We start from the raw sequence: 21,686 nt of genomic DNA, 5'->3' as shown, positions 1-21,686 counted from the left end.
CTCGACCGGACGCCGGTAGGCGTAGGCGTTGGCGTTGGCCAGGGTCAGATCCTCCGTGCCGCTCGCAGCCGCGCCGAGCGCGAGCGGGGATTGAGCGAAACCTCTTCGCCGCTCGGACGAATCGGCTTCTTGGTCAAGGTCTCGATCAAGCGGGTCTCGGCGAGGGGGCGCCCGGTGACCTGATCGACCTCGCCGCGGCTGTGGTCGCGCAGCCCGTTCTTGACGATGCGATCTTCGAGGCTGTGGTACGAGATCACCACCAGGCGCCCGTCCTGATCGAGCAACCGCACCGCCTCGTCGATGAAGTCGCGCAGTCCTTCGAGCTCGCGGTTGACCTCGATCCGCAAGGCCTGGAAAACCTGCGTCGCGGCATCGATGCGGCCTTCCCGGCGCTTGGCCTCGCGAATCACCTCGGCAAGCTCGGTGGTGGTGCGAAAAGGCTTGCCACGGCGCGCCTCGACGATCGCCCGCGCCACCCGCTTGGCCTGCCGCTCTTCGCCGTACTCCTTGAAGATTCGAACCATGTCCGCCTCCGAAGCCCGGTTGACGATGTCCGCAGCGGTCATTTCGCTACCTCCCATGCGCATATCGAGCGGACCTTCCCGCCGAAAGCTGAAACCGCGCTCGCCGCGATCGAGCTGCAGCGACGAAACGCCAAGATCGGCGAGCACTCCGGCGGGTCGCTCGGCAGCGCCCACCAGCTCGCCGAAATCATGAAAGTTCCCCGCGACGAACCGCACCCGTTCGCCGTAAGGAGCCAGTCGCCGGGCTGCCAGATCGAGCGCCTCCTCGTCCCGGTCGATACCGAGGAGGCGAGCTTCCGGAAAGCGCGCCAAAAGGGCCTCGGCATGCCCACCGAGGCCCAAAGTGCAGTCGACGAAAAGGCCTCCTCGCTCCGCGGCCAGGAACGACAAGCTTTCCTCCAGCAACACCGGCACATGCTGATCATCCAAGGCCTCGAATCCTCTTCCGGGGGCCTTCCCCCAGGCGGCCGAGAAAAGCGTCTGCCGCCGTCGGCTGATCCGAGGGCGCGGATCGCTCCGCCCACCCCGAGCGACGACCCGCTAAATCCCCAGCTCGCTCAATTCACCAAAGTCCTCCTCGGTCATCGGCTCCTCCAGCAGACGGCGCTCGAAGCGCTCGCGATTCCAAACCACCAAATGATCGATCTGCGCACTAACCACCACTTCGCCGCTCATCTCGGCGCTATCGCGCAGGATGGGCGGCAGCACGATGCGACCCTGGGCATCGAGTCGGCCCTGTTGGCCGAAGTAATTGACCCGCTCCAAGTACCTCGCCTTGGCGCGGTGCGTCGAGGGCAGTGCCTGCAGCTTGTTTTCGATTTCTTCCCACACCGCCAGGGGATAGAGGAAAGCGCAATCCCCCTGAATCGACGTCACGAAGAGATCGGCGCCGAAACGCTCTTCGATCACCCGCCGAAAGGCCGTCGGCAGCTTGAGCCGGCCCTTGACGTCGATCTTCGCTGGAGCACTACCTCGGAACATAGAAATCGCCCACCGTATAAAGGTGATTACGCCGCACCGTAGCAGGTAACTCCACTTTTGTCCACAATAGTCCACTCTCGGCCCCATGGCGCCTCATCGCGCCCCTCGCGGGTCCACTTTCTGCCCGAATTCAGCCCGATTCACCGGCAAAAGTCCCACTCGACGCGTAAATGAGGCGTAAAAAAAACCCAGGAGCTGCTCACCTCGACATGCCCCTCCCGCCTCGTCCTCCGGAGACCGAGAATCCCACCCAGCCGCAGGCTAAGATCGACCGATCATGTTGCGCTCGTTGCTCACCCTCGGCCTCCTCTTCGGCACCGTCGCAACCGCCTTCGCGGCGCAATGCCCGAGCGGCAGCAGCCAGCCCCGCGCTCTTCTCGCCGGCGATAGCTGGGCCAACTTCATGTGGACGGACGGCTCCTACAACCAGCTCTTCGACCACTTCGGCCACGCCGACCAGGCGATGCTCAGCCGCGCGGCGGACAATCAGGATCCGGGGTACGACGGCCCGGAGTACGCCATCTCCGGCAGCGAGGCCCGCGACTGGGCCAATCGCCAGGACTTTCCCTGGATCTCGAATGTGGTCGACGAGCTGGTCGCCAACCCGACCATCGACCTGGTGGTGTTGAGCATCGGTGGCAACGACGTCCTGGCCGGCCGCACCGAAGGAGGCTGGTACAAGGACATGGACCTCGACGCCCCCGGTTCGGAAGCGGCCCTGTTCCAGCGCCTGGAGGACGACACCCGCGCCATCGCCGATGCGGTACAGGCGGTGCGGCCGGATATCGAGGTGCTGCTCAGCAGCTACGACTACCCCAACCTCAACGTCAGCTTTCTATGGTGCTGGGCCTTCGCCTGTCCGCTGCGCGATCGTCTCAGTCGCGATCCAGTGGGCGATGAGATCAGCGACGCCGAGATCAACGCCATGATGGTCGATGTCGAAGGCCGGCGCATCGGCTGGTCGAATGCCGACCCGCGAATGAGCTTCGACAACGCCCTCGGCCTGATGCACGCGCTCTACGGCGACGGCGTCGCCGCCCCCGGCGTTCTCCCCCGTCCCGGACTCACGCCGCCGGACTACTCCCCCTTCCCGGGCGGCAACCCGGCCCTGCCGACGCTGCGCCAGAACTTCCGCCCTTTCCTCGGGGCCGACGCCGACCCGATCCACCTTTCGGTGGCGGGCTATCGCGACAAGATTCGCCACCAGATGGAAGGCTTCTTCCTGCCGCGCTTCCGGGGCCAACCGGATCTCACGGTCTCCTCCGAAGGCCAGAGCCGCGATGGCTGGAGCAACGGCGCCACCGCCGGCACGGACGCTGTGCGCGTCGGTGACGACGCCACCGGCCCGGTGGCCGGCATCGCCTCCTTCGACCTCTCGGACCGGCCGGCCGGCGCCCGCATCACCGCCGCCAGCCTCTACCTGCAGCGCCGCGGCCAGCGCGGCGACAACCCGTTCGCCAGCGGCGACCTCGGCACTCCCATTCTCGACCTCGTCGCCGGCACCTTCGGGGCGCCCGAGGTTGAAGCCGGAGATGCCACCGCTGCCGCCGACGCCAGCGACGTCGGCTGCTTCCACGGCCGCGTCGAGGAAGACGGAGCAGCCCTCCGCATCGACCTGACCGGCCCAGCCCTCGACTTCCTCGAGTCGGCCCAGAGGGTGCAGATCCGCATCACCTTCCCAACCATCGATGGCGGCGAGGACGGCGTCGACTTCGCCACCGGCGACGACCTCCTCGGCCCGCCGACGGAGTGGCGCACCCTGGTGGTGCCGCAAACCCTCGCCGATGGCCGCGTCGAGATGGTGGAAACGGTCCTGGAGCTGCCGCGCGAGCGCGGCCTGGGAGACGTGCTGGGCTCTCCGGCGCCGATTCTCGACCTCTACTTCGAGGCCGGCAGCGGTCCGCTGTTCGCCGATGGCTTCGAAAGCGGCGACCTCGGCGCCTGGAGCGCCAGCCTGCCCTGATGCTGCGCCCACCCGAGGAGTAGCCCGATCATGAGCCAACGCCGATTCATCGCCGACGGCCCCGGCCTGCCCGCCTGGAGCAACCCGATCAGCCACGCCGTGGTGGTCAACGGCCTGTGCTTCATCAGTGGCCAGCTCTCCGTCGATGCGGCCGGTCAATACGTTCCGGGCACGATCCGCGAAGAGGCCGAGCGCGCCTTCGGCAACCTCTTCGCCGCCGCCCGCGCCGCCGGATTTTCGAAGGAAGAGATCGTCTTCGTCGACCTGGCCTTCGCCGACCTCTCCGAGCTCGAGCCCGTCAACCAGCTCTATTGCGAGCTCTTCCCGGCCGGCCGGCGCCCCGCCCGCACCATCTACGAGGCCGCCCGCCTACCCTTCGACGGCAAGATCAAGGTCACCGCCACAGCCGCCCGCTAGCAGACTGCTGAAAAAGCCGCGTGGCGGCTTCTTCAGCAGTCTGCTGTTTATTTCAGGGGCGCCCGGCCAGGGGGGCTAAAAGGCGCCCCCCTCAGGCCTACGCGGCCCGGCTTCGCGCATGTCGCGCGCCTTCACCCCCGTCCAGGATTGGACCGAGGACGGGGCCGCCTGCCGGCAGTAGGCACCGTCTGCTACTCCAGCAGACGGTCTCCGAGCCCAAAGGGCGAGGCGGCGGCGAAGGCGCCGAGGTCGGGGGCGCCCGGCCAGGGGTGAGAGCCAACGACATGTGCGTTGGCTCGAGGGGGGCGCCTTTTAGCCCCCCTGAGACAGCCTGCTAGCAGGTCGCAATCAAATGGCAGCCTGGCTCGTTCTGCCTACGAGGGAATGATCCCTCGACTTTTCCGGCATCGCCAGGAGGCCGTTATGGCTCGATCGATCCTTCTTTCTCTCGTGTTGCTCGTGGTCGCACTTCCTTTGGCGGCGGCCGATGGTCCGGCGGAGCCGGAGATCGTCGCCGTCAAGTTCCACGCCGACTGGTGCGGTAGCTGCAAGAAGATGGGCAGCCTGTTCGAGGACCTGACCAACAAGTACGACGGCAAGTCGGTGCTCTTCGTCACCCTCGACCTGACCAACGGCACCACTCGCGCCCAGGCCGAGTACCTGGCGGCGGCCCTCGGCTTCGGAGAGGCCTTCGCGGCTCATCCCGGCACCGGCTTCGTGCTCCTGCTCGACGGCGAGACCCGCAAGCCGCTGGTCAAGCTGACCGCCGATCAGAACATCAAGCAGATGGGCGCCGAGCTGCTGCGCCAGCTCGAGAGCAGCTAGACTTCCCAATCGATGAGCGACCAGGAGCTGCTCCAGCGGGGATACCGCTACGCCCTCTCCCTGTGCGGAGAGGCGGCCGAGGCCGAGGACCTCGTGCAGCAGGCCTGGCTGCGCATCTACCAACGCTACGGCAAGGGTCGCCGGCTGGCGGCCCTGTTCCCGACCCTGCGGCGCCTGTTCATCGATCGCTACCGGCGCGATCGGGTGGTCGAGTTCGTTCCCCTCGAAGAGGTGGCGGAGGAGCCCGAGACCCTCGCGGTGCCGGTGCTGGCGCGGGTCGATCTCGAGCGTCACCTCGCCGCCCTGCGCATGGCCGAGCGGGAAGCGCTCTTCCTGCAGGTGGTGGAAGGCTGGACAGCGGCCGAGATCGCAGCCTTGACGGAGCAGAGCCGAGGCACTGTCCTGAGCTTGTTGTTTCGCGCCCGCCGCAAGCTGGCCGCGGCCCTCGAGGCGCCGGCCCGGGGAGAGGCGCGATGAGGCGCACGATGGGCGAGCAGCGGCCGATCGACGATCAGGTGCGAGACTTCTATCTCGCCGAGGGTCTCGACGACGAACGGCTCGCGTCCCTGCTGGCGGGGGCCCGTCGTCGGCGTCGTCGGCGGGTGCTGCGATTGGCCGCGGCGGCGGTGGTCACCGCCGTCGTCACCAGCCTGCTGTGGTGGCTGCCGGGCTCCGACCGCGCCGACGCGGTGGCCGCCGAGGTGCTGCTCAATCATCAGAAGAACCTCGACTCGGACTTCGAGGCGGCCTCCTGGACCGCCCTCGATCGCGGCCTCGACCGTCTGCCTTTCACCTTGGTGCGGCCGCGGGCGCCACAGAATCGCCTCGCCGGCTTCGAGCTCCTCGGGGGGCGTTACTGCTCGATCCAGGCGCAGCTCGCGGCCCAGGTCAAGCTCGCCGGCGATGGTGGTCGGCGCGCCACCCTCTATGTCACCGAACGCTCCGGCGCTCTCGACGGGCTGGATGGCAAACGGCGGCCCCAGGAAGGTGCCGTGATCGACTTCTGGGTTCAGGGCGACCTGTTCTACGCCCTGGCCATCGATCAGCCCGCCGCCACGAGCGATCCCGGAAGTACCTGACGGCCCTGCCCGCTCGGCGGCTCGACGGGGGCTCGAGGGCGGCCTGACGGCGGCAGTCGCCGACGCGGCAATTTTCTGCCCGCGACGACGGTTGTGGACGAGGTGCGTCGAAGAGCGATAATGCCCTTCGACCGACCGTCCGAACTCATCCGACCCGCGGAGCAGACTCCATGGCCCGATTCTTCTCGATCGCGTTTCTCGTCTTTCTGGCGCTCAATCTGGCGTGCGCCGCGCCACCGCCGGCGGAGCCGCCTTCGGACCTGCTCTTCCCGGTGCGGGTGAATGGATCCGTCGGCCTGATCGATGCCCTCGGCCGGATGGTGGTCGAGCCTCGCTTCGAGGTCGCGGGCACCATGCACGAGGGCTTGATCGCGGCCGCCGAGGGTGGCGTTTGGGGCTTTCTCGACCGCTCCGGCAACTGGGCTATCGCCCCGACCCTGGGGGACGTCGATCGCTTCCAGGAGGGGCGCGCGGCTTTCGTCTCCGGCGGCTCGCAGCGCATCGAGCATCGCGACGGGCAGGTCATGGACCTCACCGGCGTCTCCACCCGGGCGCGGCGCGGTGGTTACATCGATACCGGCGGTGAGGTGGCGATCGATCCCGCCTTCGAGGGCGTGACAGCCTTCTCCGAGGGGCTGGCGGCGGTCAAGGCCGGCGGACGGTGGGGCTTCGTCGATCCGGACGGCCAGTTCGTCATCGAGCCGACCTATGCCGAGGCGGGGCCGTTCCACGATCGTCGGGCGGCGGTCAAGCGGCAGGACGGCGTTGCCGGCTTCGTCGATCCCGAGGGGCGATTCATGGGCGACTTCACGCAGGTCTACCGCTTCGGAGAAGGGCTGGCGGCGGCGCGCGTCGAGGACGGCACCTGGGGCTTCGTCGATGCCGAGGGGGAGTGGGTTCTGGAGCCCGGTTACTACTGGGCCGGGCACTTCTCGGAGGGCCTCGGGGCGGTCCGCATCGGCGCCAATTGGGGCTATGTCGACCGCCAGGGCACGGTGATCATCGAGCCCCAGTTCGAGCACGTCACCGCCTTCTCCGAAGGTCTGGCGGCGGTCAAGGTGCGAGGCAAGGAATGGGGCTATGTCAATATGTCTGGCGAGATGGTGGTCGAGCCCGTCTACCAGCGCGCCGAGCCCTTCGTCGGCGGCTTGGGGGCGGTCAAGGAAGGGGCCAGTCTATGGGGCTACGTCGGACTCGATGGCTCGGTGGTTTGGGAGCCGTCGAGCTGAGGTCGCATGCGATGGCGGGATTGGCCCGGCGCTGCGCTCGCCGATGGCTCGGCCTGCTGGTGACCGCGGCGCTGGCGACCGCGGCGCTGGCCCCGGCGGCCTTGGCCGTTCCGCACCTCGACATTCGGACGCCGGAGCGTTTCGAGCGTCAGGCCGAACGCATCCGGAACTTTGATCCGCAGCGTTTGCGCGTCGCCATGCGCCTGGCCGGCCTCGAAGAGCCGGGCGCGCCGATTCCGGTGATCCTGGCGCCGGAGGACAGCCCCCAGGCTCGGATGGTGCGTTCCTGGGTGGCGGGCTATGCCCTCGGCGACCAGGGGCCGATCGTGCTCTTTCCGACCCGCAGCCCGACCTACCCGGAAAGCTCCCTCGAGGAGTTGCTACACCACGAGGTGGCGCATATCCTCATCGCTCGCTCGGCGGCCGGCCACGAAGTGCCCCGGTGGTTCAATGAAGGGGTGGCGATGGTCGCCGGCGGGGCCTGGAATCTGGGGGATTCTTCGCGCTTTTCCCTCGATGTCATGCGGCGCGGCGAGACGCCGCTGCACGTTGTCGATCGGCTGTTCCAAGGTGGTGGTGGGGCGGCATCGCGCGCCTATGCCATTTCCGGGGCCTTCGTCCAGGGATTGCGTGATCGCCATGGCCCCTGGGTGAGTGGCGACATCCTGCAGCGGGTCGGTCAGGGAGTCGAGTTCGAAGCCGCCTTTCGCGAGGTCATCGGGCGCGATCTGGCGACCGAAGAGGAAGCCTTCTGGCGGCGGCAGACCTTGTGGCGCCGCTGGCTGCCGTTCTTGAGTAGCGGGACGGCCCTGTGGCTGGGGGTGACCCTGCTGGCCCTGTGGGCCTTCAAGCGGCGACGCGATCGCGATGCCGCCCTCGCCGCCGAGTGGGAGCGGCACGAGCGTGGAATCTGGCGGGAGGATCCTCCCGAGTGGATCAACTGAGAATCGAGAAGACCATGGAACGAAGCACGAAGAAGCGACCGCTACGGCGGTTTCTCTGGCTCGGTGGGCTGGTGGCTCTGGTGTTCTGTGGCCTGGCCGGACTGCGTTCCGGCGCCGCCCCGAAGATCGAGATCGCCCCAGAGCTGCCCGGTATCGGCCCGCGAACGCCGGTGATCGTCACCCTCGAGGAGCCCAAGCGCGGCCTGGTGAAGGCCGCCGTCGACCTGATCCAAGGGGAACGCACTCATCGCCTTTTGGAGCAGGCTTGGAAGCCGCAGGCGGCCTGGAAACCGTGGGGCGCGAAGACGGTGCGCGACGAGCTGCGCTTCGAGGTCGGGGGCGAAACCCTGGCCGACCTCGAGTCCGGCGAGGCCACTCTGCGGGTGATCGCCGAGCGCGCCCCGAGCTGGTTCCGGCGGCCGGTGCCGCAGATCGCCGAGAAGGTACTGCCGGTGCACCTGGCGCCGCCCGCCATCGGCTTGGTTTCGGACCAGCACAACGTCATGCAGGGGGGCAGCGGGGTGGTGGTCTATCGCCTCGGCGCGAGCGCCAGCGAGAGCGGCGTGATGGCCGGCGAGCGCTGGTTTCCGGGCTTCGCTCTGCCCAATGGCGACCACTTCGCGCTCTTCGCCCTGCCCTATGACCTCGACGACTCGGCGCGAGTTCGCCTGGTGGCCGGCGACGCCCTGGGCAATCGCGCCGAGCGCCGCTTCCTCGACAGCTTCACGCCGCGACCCTTCGCCGAAGGCACGATTCGCCTCGACGACGACTTCATGGCGCGGGTGGTGCCGGAGATCCTCGCCAACACCCCCGAGCTGCGGGCCGGGGACACGGTTCTCGACAGCTACCTGGCGATCAACGGCGAGCTGCGCAAGGCCAATCGGGCCTACCTGGCGGAGCTCGCCGACTCCAGCGCCGAGGAGTTCCTCTGGCGGCAACCCTTCCTGCCGATGCGCAACGCCAAGGTGATGTCACCCTTCGCGGTGCGGCGCACCTACTCTTACGACGGCAAGGCGGTGGACGAGCAGTTCCACCTCGGCTTCGACCTCGCCTCGGTGCGCCGGGCGCCGATCGAAGCGGCCAACGACGGCGTCGTGTTGGCGTCTCGCTACCTCGGCATCTACGGCAACGTGGTGGTGCTCGATCACGGCTACGGTCTGATGACCCTATATGCCCACCTGTCGTCCCTGGAAGTCGCCGAGGGCGATCGGGTACGACGCGGTCAGGTGGTCGGGCGCAGCGGCGAGACCGGCCTCGCCGGCGGCGATCATCTGCACTTCGGCATCCTGATTCGAGGCCTGCCGGTCAACCCGGTCGAGTGGTGGGACGGCCGCTGGATCCGCGATCGGGTGGCGTCCAAGCTGGGTTCGGCCCTGACCTTCGATGGCCCCTGATTCGGCGGGCTCCACGATGCGCATCGTCTCCCTGGCCTGCTCGAACACCGAGATCGTTTGCGCCCTGGGCTGCGCTCACCTGCTGGTGGGGGTCGACGATCACTCGGACTACCCGCCGGAGGTGGTCGCGGAGCTGCCCAAAGTCGGTCCCGACCTCGGCATCGACATCGATCGCGTGGCGGCCCTCGAGCCGGACCTGGTGCTGGCGACCCTCACCGTCGACGGCCACGAAAAGGTGGTCGCAGGGCTCGAGCAGGCGGGCTTGCCCTACATCGCTCCGGAGCCGGTGTCTCTCGACGACGTCTACCGCGACATCGCGGATATCGCCGATCGCCTCGGAGTGCGCCCGCGAGGGGACGACCTGGTCGCCCGCATGCGGGCGACGCTGGCGGCGGTGCCGCCGGTCGAGCGGCCGCCGCGCATTCTCCTCCAGTGGTGGCCCAAGCCGGTGATCTCGCCGGGGCGGCTGAGCTGGATGACGGACGTGATCGCCGCCGCCGGTGGAGTCAATCCGCTGGCGGAAGAAGAGGTCAAGAGCCGCCCCCTGAGCCTCGATGAGGTGGCGGCCCTCGAGCCGGACGCGATGGTCCTCTCCTGGTGTGGCGTCGCGCCCGACAAGGTGCGGCCGGAGGTCGTGCGGCGCGAGGCTGCCTGGCAGGACTTGCCGTTTCTGCGCCGGGACCACATCTATTGCATCCCGGAGGCGGTCACCGGTCGCCCCTCTCCTCGTCTGATCGAGGGTTTTCGTGCCTTGCGTCAAGTGGTGGCGGCGGTCTCTTCGGGTTCGAATTCCTAACCCGCCCTTCTCACGAGCTTTCCGCTGCGCGTCCGTATGTCCCGGAATCTGCTGCGTTATCCGTCGCCTGCTCTCCTCGCAGTACGGCGAGTACGGCGTCGTCGTGGCAGCGACGGATGCCTTGCATCTTCAAGAACCCAAGGCCTCTCGCGAGGAAACTTCGTGAGAAGGCCGGGCTAAACGAGCAGACTCTCGAGGTGGCGATCGAGCCACCTGCGGGCGGCCTCGGCAGCCGGGAAGGCCTGCTCGTGGGCGCGAAACTCCGCCGTGTGGATGCGGCGCCGACCGCTGGCCGTCTCCTGGGGCGGGAATGCGGCATGCAACATTTCGTGGTGAATCACCGTCTCCAGCACGTAGCCCGGCACATGGGGAGCATCGAGCGCCGGGTGGATACGAATCACGCGGTCGATGGCCTGATAAGAGCCCAGGCGAATGCTGCGCCGCCGGCGCCGCCGAGGCGGCCGCCGGCCCCAGGTGATGGCGGCCGTGATGGTGCCTGCGAAGTGATCGCCGTTGAGGCGGTCGAAGACCTCCTGCAGGTCGAAGTGGTGGCCGGTGGTTCGCAGCCGCGGACGGCGGCGCGGTGGTGGTGCGACGTGGGTTTCGAAGTGGCTCCTCACGGTCGCCCGGTCGGCTGATCGTGGCGCTTCCGGGCGGCACAGGCGGGCCACCGCGGCGAGCACCTCGCAAGGGGCGTCGAGAAAGCACTCGTGGAGGCGAACGACCAGGCCGGGGACCGTGCGGCGCGGTCGCGCCGAAAGGATTCGCGACCGGTTTCGCGTCATCGTGAGCGACACCGGCTGGTCGTCGAGCCGTGCCGAGAGGTGCTCGGCGAGCTGTCGCGGAGAGCGCCCGGTGGACTGCGGAGTCGAAATTCGCTCTGCGGGGTTGCCGGAAGAGTTCACAGGATCGATACTATGTCTCTTTACTCGCAATCGGGGCTGGGCGTCGGGTCACGCATCAAGGTCTTCGAAAAGAGAGACATAGAACATTATTTAAGGCTACAATTGCTGACGATGGGGAGAACACGACATGAACACGAGAACGGCAATCCGTTGGCTTCCCCTGGTGGTCGCCGCTGAGATGGTGGCGTTCACGGGTTTGGCGTCGACCCCGTCGACGGAAGTGGAGCCGGTGAAGTCCTCCCTCCATGGGGTGGTCGTGGAAGATCCCTATCGCTGGCTCGAAGGCAGTGCAGCGCCGGAGCTGGGCGCCGATGACCCGGCCCTCGATCGCCGCGTGTCCGACTGGACCGACGACCAGAACTCCCACACCCGCCGCGTGCTCGACGCCCTGCCCGGGCGTCAAAAGCTCGAAGAGCGTCTGCGCGATCTCATGGAGGTGGGCTCGGTGAGCTCGCCGACCATGCGCCAGAATCGCTATTTCTACTGGCAGCGGGACGGCAACCAGCCGCAATGGGTGGTCTACATGCGGGAAGGCCACGACGGCGAACCGCGGGTTCTGATCGATCCCAGTCAGCTCGACGATGAGGGGCTGACCAGTATCGGCTGGACCTCGCCGAACCACGACGGCACCCTGCTGGCCTTCGGCCTCTTTCGCGCCGGCGACGAGAACACCACCCTGCACGTTCTCGATGTCGATCGCGGTCGTTGGCTGGCCGACGAGATCCCCGGCAAGGTGCAGCAGGCGAGCTGGCTGCCCGACTCCTCGGGATTCTTCTACCGTCGCCTCGGCGACATCGAGAACCCGTACTCGGGGCAGATCAAGTTTCATCTCTTGGGCGACCACCATCGCCAGGATCCGGTGCTCTTCGAGCAGTACAAGGAGGGGCCCCTCGCCACCACCTGGGGGCCCTATGCCTCGGCGAGCCGCGATGGTCGCTGGCTGACGCTGATCTACTGGACCGGCACCGACTCCAACGACCTCTGGGCGGTGGATCTCGATCGCTGGCGGCGCACCGGCGAGTTCGAGCGCATCGAGATCGTCACCGGTGCCGACGCCCGCTGCTTCGGCGATGCGGTCGGTGACACCCTCTACCTGCACACCACCCTCGATGCCCCCAACGGTCGAGTGGTGGCCGTCGATCTCACCGACCCGCGACCCTCCGAGTGGCGCGAGATCGTTCCCGAGAACCCGACGGCGGTGCTCGAAGCGGTCTCCCTCGGCCGGGGCGTGGTGGCGGCGAGCTATCTCGAGAACGCGGTCAGCCGGATCGAGCTCTTCGACCTCGACGGGGAATCCCTCGGCGCCCTCGATCTGCCGGGTATCGGCTCCGCCGACGTGGTCACCGAGCTCGATCGCACCGAGGCCTTTCTCTCCTTCACCAGCTACAACGAGCCGGCGAGCATCTACCGCATCGACCTGAAGAGCCGCGAGCGCGCTTTGTGGGCGCGTCCCGAGGTGCCCGTCGATCCCGACCAGGTCGAGGTCAGGCAGGTGCGCTTCCGCTCGAAGGACGGCACCCTGGTACCGATGTTCGTGGTGCACAAGAAGGGCTTGAAGCTCGACGGCAACAACCCCACCCTGCTCTATGGCTATGGCGGCTTCAACATCTCGATGACGCCGTCCTTCACGGCCACCTTGTTCCCCTGGTTCGAAGCCGGCGGGGTCTACGCGGTGGCCAATCTGCGGGGTGGCGGCGAGCTGGGCGACGACTGGCATCGGGCAGGGATGCTGGAGCAGAAGCAGAACGTCTTCGACGACTTCATCTCGGCGGCCGAGTACCTGATCGGCGAGGGCTACACGCGGCCGGAGCGGCTCGGCATCACCGGCGGCTCGAACGGCGGCCTGCTCACCGGCGCCGCCCTGACCCAGCGGCCGGAGCTGTTCGCGGCGGTGATCTCGAATGTCCCGCTACTCGACATGCTGCGCTATCACCACTTCCTGATGGCCAAGTTCTGGGTTCCCGAGTACGGCTCCGCCGATGTCGCCGATCAGTTCGAGGTGCTGCGCAAGTACTCGCCCTACCACAACGTTCAGAAGGGCACTCGCTATCCCGCCGTGTTGCTCACCGCCGGCGAGAACGATGCCCGGGTGCACCCCCTCCATGCCCGCAAGATGGCCGCCCTGCTGCAGGCCTCGACCACCAGCGACCGGGACCAGGATCCGGTGCTGCTGTGGGTCGAGCGCAGTGCCGGCCACGGCGCCGGCAAGCCCTTGGCGGACCGCATCCGCGAGACCGCCGATCAGCGCATCTTCATGATGTGGCAGCTCGGCATGCTGCAGCCCGCCAAGGCGGCCCCGGCCAGTCGCTGAGCGAGCCCCAGAAAGACGAGCGGGCGAACATCCCGGAGGCCGATTCGGCAGAGAGGCCGGAAGTCGGTATGAAAGGGGTGTTTCATTCCCGCGAGGCAATTGAAATTTTTGGGTGAACGTCTTTAATTGAAGGTTGAATTCGCGCTGCTCGAACTCCTGAGGAGGTCTACTCGCCCCGCTCGACCAGGCGATAGAAGGCCGGCAGCACGATCAGGGTCAGGGCGGTGGAGACCAGCAGGCCGCCGATGACGGTGAGGGCCATGGGGGAGCGCAGCTCGCTGCCTTCGCCGACGCCGAGGGCCATCGGAGCGAGGCCGAGGACGGTGGTGGCGGTGGTCATCAGGATCGGCCGCAGGCGGGCCTTGCCGGCGGCGATCAGCGCCGAGTCGACGTCGTCGCCGTCGCGGCGCAGGCGGTTGGCCGTATCGACCAGCAGGATGGCGTTGTTGACCACGATGCCAGCGAGCAGGACGACGCCGATCAGCACCACGATGCTGATACTGACGCCGGCGATCCACAGGGTCGCCAGGACGCCGACCAGGGAAAACGGCACGCTGCACAGAATCACCAGGGGATGGATGAAGGACTCGAACTGGGAGGCCATCACCAGGTAGACCAGGAAGACCGCCAGCAGAAGAGCTGTCGCCATGCTGCCGTAGGAGGTCGCCATCTCTCGCCGCTGACCACCCAGCTCCCAATCGAAGCCGGCCGGCAGGGCCAGTCCTGCGAGCAGCTCGCTGAGCTGCTTCGAGACCGACGCCAGATCGCGGCCGGCGAGGTTGGCGGTGATCACGGCGACGCGCTCGCCCTCGGCGCGCCGGATCTCGGCGGGACCTTCGATCTCCTCGACGGTGGCCACGGCGGATAGCGGGATGGCGGTCTTGCCCTGACGATCGACGGCGAGCTGGAGCAGGTCGCCGCTGCTGTCGCGGTAGCGCTCGTCGGCGCGCACCCGGATGTCGATGGTGCGGTCGCGACGCTGGATGTCGGTGGCGACGGTGCCGTTGACCTTGGTGCGGATCGCCGCCGAGGCCTGCGCCAGGGTGATGTCGAGGGTGGCCAGGCGCTCGCGATCGAAGCGGATGCGCAGCTCAGGATTGCCTCCTTCGGTGGAGCTCTTGACGTCGCGCAGGCCCGGAATCTCCTGCATGCCGCGAAGGACATTGCCGGCGAGGCGCTCGAGCAGCTCGAGGTTGTAGCCGCGGAGCTCGAGCTCGAGGGGCGTTTGGAAGCTGAAGTAGCTGGGCCGGCCGAAGCGATAGGCCAGGCCCGGCTGGCGATCGAGGATCGGCCGGAGGTCGGCCATCAGGGCCTCTTCCCGTTGGCGCGCCACCGGTGGCGTCAGGCGAAGGGTGAGCTGGCCGAGATTCTCGCGCAGCTCGCCCGCCACGCCGCCCTGCTCGTTGGAGGTCCCGGCGAGGGCGTAGACGGAAGCCACCGCGGGATGATCGTCGGCGGTGGCTTCGATCTCTCGCAGCGTGTTGGCGGTGGTTTCGAGGGGAGTGCCGGGGGGCAGCTCGAGGTCGAGGTAGAGCTCGCCCTGGACCAGCTCCGGAATCAGCTCTTGGCCGAGGCGCGGGAACAACGTCAAGCTAGCCGCCAGCCCCAGCAGGGCGGCGAGGAGCACCCGGCCAGGACGCTTCAACACCGGCGGTAGCAGTTGGCCGTAAAGCCCGTTGAGAGCGTCGAAGGCACGCCGAAAGAGCCTTGCCAGCGGGTGGATGAGGGCGTGGATCAGCTGGCCGATGGCTCCGAACAGGGTGCGCAGCGCCCGCACCAGCCGGACGGCCAGGCGAAACAGCACGCCACCCTCCAAGTCGGCCTGAGCTGGTTTCGGCCGAGAACCCCGCGAGACCGCCATCGGCAACACCGTCAAAGCGACGGCCAAGGAGACCACCAGGGAGAAGGTGACGGTGAGCGCCTGATCCCGGAAGAGCTGGCCGCCGACCCCTTCGACGAACACGATGGGGAGGAAGACGCACAGGGTGGTGAGGGTGCTGGCGACCACCGCGCGGCCGACCTCGCTGGTGCCCCGACGGGCCGCTTCGATGAGCTCGAGGCCCTGATCGCGGCGGCGCTGAATGGCTTCGAGGACGACGATGGCGTTGTCGACCAGGAGGCCGATGCCGAGGGTGAGCCCTCCCAGGGACATGATGTTGAGGGAGACGCCGAAGGAGAACATCAGGAAGAAGGTGGCGACGACGGAGATCGGGATCGCCAGCGCCACCATCAGGGTGCTGCGCCAGTTGCCGAGGAAGAGATAGAGCACCAGGACCGCCAGCAGGCCACCGAAGAGCGCCGCTTCGAGCACTTGTCGCACCGCGCTGCGGATGAAGCCGGCCTGATCCGAGATGATGGTCAAGGAAAGGTCCGGGGCGAGCTCTTCGAGGCGGCCGCCGAGGCCGGCGAGGCTCTCCTGGACCGTGTCCGAGACCGTCACCGTGTTGGTGCCACCTTCCTTGAAGATGGCGATCTCGACACTCTCGCGTCCGTCGATGCGGGTGATCACCTCGCGCTCGCGGTGGCCTTGGCGGACCTGGGCGACGTCCTCGAGGAGGATGTTGGTGCCGTCTTCCCGCGCCACGATCAGGCGCCGGAGATCTTCCGGCCGCAGCAGCTCGTTGACGGTGCGCACCAGGAACTCGGCGTTGCCTTCGCGTAGGCGGCCGCCGGTGAGATTGATGTTCTCTTGCCCCAAGCGCTCGGCGATGCGCTCGGCCTCGAGGCCGAGGTTGGCCAGCCGTCGTTCGTCGACCTCGACCTGGATCTCCTCCTCGAGGCCGCCGCTGACCACCACCGCGGCCACCCCTTCGAGCCGTTCGAGGTGTCGCTGGACCTCTTCCTCGGCGATGCGGCGCAGGCGGAAGAGGTCGTCCTCGCCGGCGAGGGCGAGGCGCAGGATGGGATCGAGGGAGGGGTCGTAGCGCAGCAGGATGGGGCGCTCGGCGTCGTCCGGCAGGTCGAGGACGTCGAGGCGTTCGCGCACTTCCAGGCCGGCGATGTCCATGTCCGTGCCCCAGGCGAACTCGAGGGTCACCTCGCTGCGGTCGGCGCGCGAGCTCGAGGTCACCCGGTTGACGCCGTTGACCACGCCGACGACGTTCTCGACCGGTCGCGTCACCAAGCTCTCGACCTCGAGGGGGGCCGCCCCTTCGAAATCGGTGCGCACGGTGAGGGATGGGTAGGTGAGATCCGGCAGCAGGTCCGTGGGCAGGCGCGAGAAAGCGACGCTGCCGAAGACGATGCCGGCGAGGGCGCAAATCGCCACCGTCACCGGTCGGCGAATCGAGAAGTCGACGATCTTCACGCTGGAATCGGCACTCGCTAGCGGGGTGGTTGCGGCGCCGGTCGGCGGTTGCCGCCTTGGCGCAGGCGTTCCAGGCGCTGCTCGATCTGTTCCGGCGTCAGGCCGCGCTCTGCCATGCGGCGGCGCATGCGCTCGAGCTCGGCGGCGTCCGGACCTCCACCCTCTCCGGCGTTCCGAAAGCGCTCGATGCGCTGCTCGATCTCCTCTTCCGAAAGGCCTCGCTGGCGCATGCGCTCGCGGGCCTGTTCGATGCGTTCCGCGATCGGCGGTCCATCTCCGGTGGGAAGTCGCCTCGGCGCTTCGTCGGCGGCCGCAGGTCCGCTGCTGGCGGGCGCTTCCGGCCGGCGGCCGGCGCCTTCCCGGAAGCGCTCGATGCGCTGCTCGATCTCCTCCTCAGAGAGGCCTCGCTGGCGCATCCGCTGGCGGGCTTCTTCGATCCTGGCGTCGCGGTCTTCCCCGGCGCGCGGTCCGGATCGCGGCGGGCCGCGGCGCTCGCCTCGCGCTGTCGTCGGATCGTTCGCTGCTGCGCTGTCGGTGGCTGGACGCTGGCCAGTGTCGGAGCCTTGGGCCTGTTGCGCTTGCGGATCCGCATCGCCGCCGCCGGACAGGATCTCGACCGGCGTGCCGTCGGCGAGGCCGTCCTGGCCGACCACCACCACCTGGTCCCCGTCAGTGAGACCGTTGAGGACCTCGACCGAGTCCCTCTCGCGAAAGCCGAGGTCGATCTCCTGCCGAACCGCCAGCCCCCCCTCGACGACGTAGACCGAGTCCCCGAGGCGGTCGAGGGCGAGGGCGGCGAAGGGAATCACCAGGGCGTCGGCGCGGCGGTCCGTCTCGAGAAAGACCGAGGCGAACATGCCGGGGCGCAGCAGACCGCGGCCGGTGACCTCGAGGGTGACCTCGACGGTGCCGGTGGCGGCGGCGATCACTGGGCTGATGCGTAGCACCCGGGCCGCGAAGCTCTCGCCGGGCCAGGCCTCGACCTCGAGGCGCGCCGGCTGGCCCTCGCGGAGCCGCGACAGCTCTCGCTCTGGAACCTGGATCGGGCACAGCAGAGGGTCGAAATCGGAGAGGCGAAACAGCGGCGTGTTGACGCCGACATTCTCGGCCTGCTTGACGTAGCGCCGGACGATCAGGCCATCGAAGGGCGCCCGCACCTCGGTGTAGGCGAGCTGGATCTCTCGCCCCTCGAGCTGAGCACGGGCCGACTCGGCCCGGCCACGCGCCTGCTCGAGCTGCTCGAGGCTGACCAGGCCGCCGTCATAGAGGCGCTGCAGCCGTTGATAGGTGAGCTCGGCCTCGTTCTTCTCGACCAGGGCGATCTCGCGTTCGGCACGCACCTCGTCGGGATCGATGCGGGCGAGGAGATCGCCCCGGCGCACCCGACGACCCTCCTCGGTGGCCACCTCCACCAGCGGTCCGCCGATGCGGGCCACCAGATCGACCTCGTTTTCGGCTTCGAGGGTGCCGTGGGTTTCGAGATAGGCGGACACCGCCCGCCGCACCACCGGTGCGACCTCGACCGGCACGGCGGCGTTGGCGACCGCGCTGCCACCACCCCAGGCGCCGCGGCCACCGGGAGGTCCGCCGCCGCGCTGCGCACCCTCTTCGGCACCTCGACCGCCACCACAGGCCAGAACGAAAATCAGGGACAGCAAGAGATTCGCCTTCGAAAAGGCTTGAAACATCGAGTTGTTCCTTTCACCGCGGAGCCGGAGGCTGGCCGCAGGCAGGCCGGTCATCGGACGCCGGCCGCCATGGGTGCGGTCAGTTTGGTGGCGAGCCATCGCAGAGTCGGATCTCACGCCGCGTCGGCGACGCGGCGGGCGAAGGCCGTCAGGTCGTCGATCAGCGAGTAGACCGTCGGGATGATCAACAGGGTGAGAAAGGTCGAGGTGGTCAGGCCGCCGAAGATCACCAGCCCGATCGGTGCCCAGGTGGCGGCGCGTCCTTCGAGGGGGCCGAACCAGGCCGGGAAGAGCAGCGGGGCGACCATCGGCAGCAGGCCGACGAGGGTGGTGATGGCGGTGATCAGGATCGGCCGCAGGCGATGGCGTCCGCCCTGCAGGATGGCCTCCTGGCGACTCAGCCCGGCGCGGCGCAGGCCGTTGATGTGGTCGATCAGCACGATGGCGTTGTTGACCACCACGCCGAGCAGGATGATCAGCCCGAGGGAGGTCATGGTGTCCCAAGGCTGGTCCGCATAGCGCAGGGCGAGGGCGACGCCGAGCAGGGCGAAGGGTACCGACACCAGGATGACCAGCGGCTGGACGAAGCTTTCGAAGAGGGCGGCCATCAGCAGATAGACCATCACCAGGGCCAGGAAGATGGCGAAGTCGCTGCTCTCGCGGTCCTGAGCTTCGAGGCGATTCCAGCGCCCGAAGCTCCACGAGACGCCGGGGGGCAAGGGCGTCGCCGCCATCAGGGCTGCGACCTCGCGGGTGGCGGTGAAGGAGTCGCGAGAGCTCAGCGTGTTGGCGGTCACGGTGACCTGGGAACGCCGATCTTCGCGCTGAATGCTGCGCGGCCCCGGCAGAGTTTCGAAGTCGGCGTAGGTGGCCAGCGGCAGCCCCGCGAGGGGAAAGCTCTTGAGCTGGTCGAGGGTCTCCCGCCGATCCTCGCGATAGCGCAAGACCAGATCGATCTCGCGGTCGTCGCTCTTGATCCGGCTCACCGGCCGGTCCGACAGGGCGCTCGCCACCGTCGAGGCGACGGCGAGGGTCGACAACCCGGACGCCGTGGTGCGGGGGCGCGACACGGCGAGGTGAATCTCCTCGTCGCCGCTGTCGAGAGAGGTGTCGACGTCGCGGATGCGGGGCACCTGGGCCAGGCGGTTGGCGAGGTTTTCGCTGATTCGGGCGAGCTGCACCGGGTCGTCACCGGAGAGCTCGACCTCGACGCCGGCGACGCTGCCGCGGCCTCGACCCTGGCTGATGCGCAGGCCGACACCGGGGTAGCGCGGCAGCTGGGCGCGCAGGCGGTTGCGCACCTCGGCCGTGCTCTGGCCGCCGGCGGCCTCGTCGACGAGGTAGATCTCGAAGCGCCGATCTCGGCCCCAGCCGCCGCGGGAGCGACCGGTGCCGCGGTCGAAGCTGTGTGAGATGTCGGCGATCTCGAGCTCCTCGCGATGACTCTCGAAGAGGTCGTAGAGCTCGCCGTAGAGGGCTCGGGTCTGGGCTTCCGAGAATTGCCGCGGAGTGTCGACCAGGACGGTGATCTGGCGTTCCTCGCTGCGCGCCGAGAAGGAGCGATCGATGCTGCTCAGAAGGTGGATCGAGCCGGCCAGCAGAATCACCGCGACGGCCAGAAAGGCGGCGCGGTGGCGCAGGGTGAAGGCGAGCAGGCGCAAGTAGAGGCCGCTCAGGCCGATTTCCCGCGACGGTCGTGCCGATTGCCCGGCGAACAGGCGGGCTGCGACCGCCGGCACCACCGTCAAGGCGACCACCAGGGAGGAGGCGATGACGATGGCGAGGGTGGTGGCGATGTGCTGAAAGTACAGCGCCAGGCGTCCGCTGCCGGTGAGGAAGGCGAGGGGAAGAAAGACGCAGAGGGTGGTCGCGGTCGAGGCCAGAATCGGCAGGGCGACCTCGCTGGTGCCTTCGAGGGCGGCGCTTTCGGCGTCTCGGCCGAGATCGTTGCGATGACGAAAGATCGACTCGATCACCACCACCGAGTTGTCCACCAGCATGCCGAGGGCGAGCATCAGGCCGGCCAGGCTGACGACGTTGAGGGTGATCTCCGACAGGCCGCTCTGGCGCAGCAGGAAGATGAGCACGAAGCTGGCGACGACGCTCACCGGAATCGCCACCGCCACCAGCAGGGTGGGGCGCGGGCGGCGCAGGAAGAGGAGGATCGCCAGGATCGCCAGGACGCCGCCGAAGAGGCCGCTGTTGCGGAGCTGCCCGAGGCCCTGGCGCACGTCCCTCGAGGAATCGCGGTAGATGCGTGCCGAGTAGCCCTCGGCGGCGGGCAACGCGAGGACCGCATCGAGCTCCCGGCGCACGGCGTCGGCGACCTCCAGGAGGTTGGCGGTGGAGGCCTTGTAGACCTGCACCTTGAGGGCCTCGACGCCGTTGAGATAGGTGAAGGACTCTTGCTTCGGGAGCTTGTACTCGATGCTGGCGACATCGGCCAGCCGCAGGCCGTCGGCGCCGACCGGTAGGCGCCGGATCTGGTCGACGGTGGCGACCTCGCCGAGGGCCCGCACCAGCAGCTTGCGGCCGCCCTGGCGGACCTCGCCGACGGAGAGATTGCGGTTGTCGCGCTGAAGAGCTTCCCGCAGGTCTCGAACATCGAGGCCATGGGCGGCGAGGCGGGCGGGATCGAGGTCGATCTCGACCCGCGGCGTGCGCAGCCCGTCGAGGCGCACTTGGGCGACCCCGTCGAGACGCTCGAGACGCCGCTGCAGGACGTTTTCAGCGAAGTCGAAGAGCTCCTCGAGGGGACCCGAGGAGCTGAGCTGCAGGCGCAAGACGGGAAGATCCGAGGACTGGAACCGTCGAATGGTGATGCGGTCGATGTCCGTCGGCAGGTACTGCCGAGCGCGGTCGATGCGGTCGCGCACCTCGACGGTGGCGAGGTCCATGTCGGTGCCATCGAGGAAGGACAGGCGCACCTGGGCCGAGTCGGCAGCGGCGGTGGCGGTGAGGCGCTCGAGACCGTTGAGGGTGCCGAAGGAGTCTTCCAGTGGGCGCACGATGGTGCGCTCGATCTCCGCCGGCGAGGCCGAGCGGTAGGGCACCTGCACGGAGATGTTCGACGATGAAAAGCTGGGCAGAAACTCGAGCGGTAGGCGGGTCAGGGCGACGACGCCCAGCACCAGGATGCCGGCCACCGCCATCGCCAGGGTGACCGGACGGTCGATGGCGGCTCGGACGAGGCTGGCGAGGGGGGCGTCGGGCGGGTTCTTCATGGTGGCGGAGGTTCGCAGCGCACCTCAGTATGGCACCGAAGATCGTCTCCAGTGGGCATACCTCCACCCATGAAACCCGCCAACCGGCGAATTCTTGCG

Annotated in this window: 16 protein-coding genes; 10 read left to right on the top strand and 6 right to left on the bottom strand. The window is 68.2% G+C overall.

The genetic code is table 11. The features are described from left to right. Positions 1 to 44: 44 nt before the first annotated feature. Entirely contained in the window at positions 45 to 953 is a 909-nt protein-coding gene (gene rsmH / locus AAF604_02765) for a 16S rRNA (cytosine(1402)-N(4))-methyltransferase RsmH (GenBank protein ID MEM7048548.1), read from the bottom strand. A gap of 111 nt (positions 954 to 1,064) precedes the next feature. Then, positions 1,065 to 1,505: a division/cell wall cluster transcriptional repressor MraZ gene (locus AAF604_02760; protein ID MEM7048547.1), complete on the bottom strand. Its 441-nt coding sequence runs from the start codon at positions 1,503 to 1,505 to the stop codon at positions 1,065 to 1,067. A gap of 277 nt (positions 1,506 to 1,782) precedes the next feature. Here AAF604_02760 and AAF604_02755 point away from each other — a divergent pair, with 277 nt between their 5' ends. The 9 genes from AAF604_02755 to AAF604_02715 all read left to right on the top strand — a co-directional run bounded on the left by AAF604_02755 (position 1,783) and on the right by AAF604_02715 (position 10,152). Then, the gene (locus AAF604_02755; GenBank protein ID MEM7048546.1) at positions 1,783 to 3,468 is read left to right on the top strand and encodes a hypothetical protein; all 1,686 of its coding nucleotides are present in this window, start codon (positions 1,783 to 1,785) and stop codon (positions 3,466 to 3,468) included. 30 nt (positions 3,469 to 3,498) lie between these two features. Then, positions 3,499 to 3,885 carry a RidA family protein gene (locus tag AAF604_02750; protein MEM7048545.1) on the top strand — a complete coding sequence of 129 codons (387 nt, stop codon included), beginning with the start codon at positions 3,499 to 3,501 and terminating at the stop codon, positions 3,883 to 3,885. A 423-nt stretch (positions 3,886 to 4,308) separates the two neighbouring features. Continuing rightward, a complete protein-coding gene (locus AAF604_02745; protein ID MEM7048544.1) occupies positions 4,309 to 4,710 on the top strand; it encodes a thioredoxin domain-containing protein in 402 nt (133 codons plus the stop codon). A gap of 12 nt (positions 4,711 to 4,722) precedes the next feature. Next, positions 4,723 to 5,187 (top strand): RNA polymerase sigma factor, encoded by a 465-nt coding sequence (locus AAF604_02740; protein ID MEM7048543.1) that lies wholly within the window; start codon positions 4,723 to 4,725, stop codon positions 5,185 to 5,187. Then, complete coding sequence (locus AAF604_02735; GenBank protein MEM7048542.1) at positions 5,184 to 5,789, top strand: hypothetical protein; 606 nt, start codon at positions 5,184 to 5,186, stop codon at positions 5,787 to 5,789. Before AAF604_02740 ends, AAF604_02735 begins: the two co-directional genes overlap by 4 nt. A 170-nt stretch (positions 5,790 to 5,959) precedes the next feature. Continuing rightward, on the top strand, positions 5,960 to 7,018 hold the full coding sequence (locus tag AAF604_02730) for a WG repeat-containing protein (protein MEM7048541.1): 1,059 nt from the start codon (positions 5,960 to 5,962) through the stop codon (positions 7,016 to 7,018). A gap of 11 nt (positions 7,019 to 7,029) precedes the next feature. Further along, entirely contained in the window at positions 7,030 to 7,962 is a 933-nt protein-coding gene (locus AAF604_02725; protein ID MEM7048540.1) for a hypothetical protein, read from the top strand. A 14-nt stretch (positions 7,963 to 7,976) separates the two neighbouring features. Further along, positions 7,977 to 9,356: a M23 family metallopeptidase gene (locus AAF604_02720; GenBank protein ID MEM7048539.1), complete on the top strand. Its 1,380-nt coding sequence runs from the start codon at positions 7,977 to 7,979 to the stop codon at positions 9,354 to 9,356. A gap of 16 nt (positions 9,357 to 9,372) precedes the next feature. Next, positions 9,373 to 10,152 (top strand): cobalamin-binding protein, encoded by a 780-nt coding sequence (locus AAF604_02715; GenBank protein MEM7048538.1) that lies wholly within the window; start codon positions 9,373 to 9,375, stop codon positions 10,150 to 10,152. Between the two features lie 176 nt (positions 10,153 to 10,328). On the opposite strand, the gene AAF604_02710 is transcribed toward AAF604_02715, so the two are convergent. Beyond that, positions 10,329 to 11,057, bottom strand: a complete 729-nt coding sequence (locus AAF604_02710) for a hypothetical protein (GenBank protein ID MEM7048537.1) — start codon at positions 11,055 to 11,057, stop codon at positions 10,329 to 10,331. 127 nt (positions 11,058 to 11,184) lie between these two features. Between AAF604_02710 and AAF604_02705 the strand changes: the two genes are divergently transcribed. Beyond that, positions 11,185 to 13,368, top strand: a complete 2,184-nt coding sequence (locus AAF604_02705) for a prolyl oligopeptidase family serine peptidase (GenBank protein ID MEM7048536.1) — start codon at positions 11,185 to 11,187, stop codon at positions 13,366 to 13,368. A 166-nt stretch (positions 13,369 to 13,534) separates the two neighbouring features. Here the strand turns inward: AAF604_02705 and AAF604_02700 are convergent, their stop codons facing one another. The 3 genes from AAF604_02700 to AAF604_02690 all read right to left on the bottom strand — a co-directional run bounded on the left by AAF604_02700 (position 13,535) and on the right by AAF604_02690 (position 21,587). Then, positions 13,535 to 16,675, bottom strand: a complete 3,141-nt coding sequence (locus tag AAF604_02700; GenBank protein MEM7048535.1) for an efflux RND transporter permease subunit — start codon at positions 16,673 to 16,675, stop codon at positions 13,535 to 13,537. A 17-nt stretch (positions 16,676 to 16,692) separates the two neighbouring features. Continuing rightward, entirely contained in the window at positions 16,693 to 18,363 is a 1,671-nt protein-coding gene (locus AAF604_02695; GenBank protein MEM7048534.1) for an efflux RND transporter periplasmic adaptor subunit, read from the bottom strand. 113 nt (positions 18,364 to 18,476) lie between these two features. After that, positions 18,477 to 21,587, bottom strand: a complete 3,111-nt coding sequence (locus tag AAF604_02690; protein MEM7048533.1) for an efflux RND transporter permease subunit — start codon at positions 21,585 to 21,587, stop codon at positions 18,477 to 18,479. Between the last annotated feature and the right edge of the window lie 99 nt (positions 21,588 to 21,686).

Source organism: Acidobacteriota bacterium, from assembly GCA_039028635.1.
In the GTDB taxonomy this organism is placed as follows: Bacteria; Acidobacteriota; Thermoanaerobaculia; order Multivoradales; family JBCCEF01; genus JBCCEF01.
The sequence above is the reverse complement of the archived record's forward strand: the minus strand, read 5'-3'. Positions and strand labels throughout refer to the sequence as shown.

Coding starts and splice junctions, on each gene's coding strand:
- AAF604_02760 (MEM7048547.1), bottom strand. CDS start 1,505: ATGTTCCGAGGTAGTGCTCCAGCGAAGATCGACGTCAAGGGCCGGCTC.
- AAF604_02755 (MEM7048546.1), top strand. CDS start 1,783: ATGTTGCGCTCGTTGCTCACCCTCGGCCTCCTCTTCGGCACCGTCGCA.
- AAF604_02750 (MEM7048545.1), top strand. CDS start 3,499: ATGAGCCAACGCCGATTCATCGCCGACGGCCCCGGCCTGCCCGCCTGG.
- AAF604_02745 (MEM7048544.1), top strand. CDS start 4,309: ATGGCTCGATCGATCCTTCTTTCTCTCGTGTTGCTCGTGGTCGCACTT.
- AAF604_02740 (MEM7048543.1), top strand. CDS start 4,723: ATGAGCGACCAGGAGCTGCTCCAGCGGGGATACCGCTACGCCCTCTCC.
- AAF604_02735 (MEM7048542.1), top strand. CDS start 5,184: ATGAGGCGCACGATGGGCGAGCAGCGGCCGATCGACGATCAGGTGCGA.
- AAF604_02730 (MEM7048541.1), top strand. CDS start 5,960: ATGGCCCGATTCTTCTCGATCGCGTTTCTCGTCTTTCTGGCGCTCAAT.
- AAF604_02725 (MEM7048540.1), top strand. CDS start 7,030: ATGGCGGGATTGGCCCGGCGCTGCGCTCGCCGATGGCTCGGCCTGCTG.
- AAF604_02720 (MEM7048539.1), top strand. CDS start 7,977: ATGGAACGAAGCACGAAGAAGCGACCGCTACGGCGGTTTCTCTGGCTC.
- AAF604_02715 (MEM7048538.1), top strand. CDS start 9,373: ATGCGCATCGTCTCCCTGGCCTGCTCGAACACCGAGATCGTTTGCGCC.
- AAF604_02705 (MEM7048536.1), top strand. CDS start 11,185: ATGAACACGAGAACGGCAATCCGTTGGCTTCCCCTGGTGGTCGCCGCT.
- AAF604_02695 (MEM7048534.1), bottom strand. CDS start 18,363: ATGTTTCAAGCCTTTTCGAAGGCGAATCTCTTGCTGTCCCTGATTTTC.
- AAF604_02690 (MEM7048533.1), bottom strand. CDS start 21,587: ATGAAGAACCCGCCCGACGCCCCCCTCGCCAGCCTCGTCCGAGCCGCC.